This window comes from Carboxydothermus ferrireducens DSM 11255, assembly GCF_000427565.1.
In the GTDB taxonomy this organism is placed as follows: domain Bacteria; phylum Bacillota; class Z-2901; order Carboxydothermales; family Carboxydothermaceae; genus Carboxydothermus; species Carboxydothermus hydrogenoformans.
In genome coordinates, this window is the sequence record NZ_ATYG01000053.1 from 1 (window position 1) to 1666 (window position 1666).

Below are 1666 nucleotides of genomic sequence, written 5' to 3' on the forward strand. Positions count from 1 at the left end.
CGGAATTCCAAGGTTCTTTCAAGGAGAAAGGCTAAAAAGCAAACAACAAAATGGCCTTTGATGCGTTTTTCTGTCCAGTGAAAAATAGGCCGTACCTCTAAAGTACTCTTCATAATACGAAAAGATTCTTCGATTTTCCATAAGGTATGGTAAGCTTCAAGCACCTTTTTAGCATCTAAATCTAAACGACTACTTTGAATGGCGTAATAACCGTCAAAGCGTTTATCCTTTTCAATAGCCTCTTCGTCCAAGAAGAATTGGTCATTTTCGCTTTGATGTTTGATGAATTTTTTGCCACCGCGTTTGTTACTGGCCTTAATCCTTGCTGGCTCAAGAAGCAATTTCTCTGCCTTTTCAATTAAGCGTTTGCGGTCTTCTTCATCTTTTAAAGCTCGTTTTGCCGAGTAAGTAATTACTAATTTTTCGGGTAGTTCGTAAATTACGCCTGTTTCATCTTTAATCCGGTTTATGTGGTCAAGAACTTTATAACGAAATTGTTCAAAGTCATCCAGATTTTCTTCTTCAGAGAAAGGATTGGCCATTTTCAAAGTTTCATAACCTTCCGGGTTAAACACTTCTGCAAGTATGCTTTGGGGCATTTTCTTGAGTCTTGTAGCTACAATGTAGTCATAACCCAGGTCTTTGATGTATTTCAGGTTTAGCTTGCTATTTAACCCACGGTCGGCCACAATGACTACTTGCCGGATGTTAAAACGTTTTTTGAGCTTTTCTAAAGACTTGGCCAAGGTTTTACTGTCTAAGGTGTTCCCCGGGAAAAGTTCATAGCCAATAGGGCGTCCTTCGCTATCAATCAATAGACCCATTACTACCTGGACTTCATTGATTTTATTGTCTTTGCTAAAACCAAAGTCCCGAAGCTCATCATTTCTAACACTTTCAAAATGAAAAGTAGTAACATCATAGAAAACTACATCCACATTCATGTTGAAAAGAGAACAATTTTTTTCAAAGACGTAATTTTCAATTAGCTCTTTATTTTCTGCAAGAAGATCCAGGCTCCGGTATAGATGATTTAGGTCAATCTCTGGTATTCCAAGATATTGTTCACGATTAAGATAAGTAGCCAGTTTGCTTTTGGGTGATAACAAGTGCTGTACTGCCATTAAAAAGCAAGCTGAATTTAAATCAAACTGCAGGCGCGGATGTTTTTTTGCCAAATCAGCGAAAAATTTGTTTAGCTCAAATAGCTGCCAGAGTTTGCGGTAAACGATGAAACCATAATTGCGTAAAGTTCCTTCTGAAAATTGAGCTGCACCGGAAATTTTGAGAGTAGAAGAGCCATTAGCAATTTCGGCTAAACGTTCTGCTAACCGCTTAAACGAAGGATTACCTTCAATCAAATCTTTACGTCCAAGGTTAAGGATAACTTTATGTTTTACTTTACCGTTTTCCCGGTAAGCTTCAACCAAACGCACATATTCGTAATTCCCTGCTTTAACTACTTTAAGATGCATAGAAACCCCTCCAAAAAGGTTATCTATGCATATTGTACCATAAGTTATAAGCATAAATCTATATTTTCAAGGCTATATCTAAAAATAATTTGTCCCTACATTTTTGAAAGGTTTAAAAAATCGATGCAGTATTTTCAAGGGTTTGCGGGCTTTTTTAGGCCGTTTTTCGCAATTAACTGACAAACTCGGGA

General features: G+C 37.3%; 1 protein-coding gene. It reads right to left on the reverse strand.

Annotation, left to right across the window (positions count from 1 at the left end):
* On the reverse strand, positions 1–1475 hold a 1475-nt coding region (locus CARFE_RS0112200; protein WP_028052937.1), incomplete at its 3' end, for an IS1634 family transposase.
* Between the last annotated feature and the right edge of the window lie 191 nt (positions 1476–1666).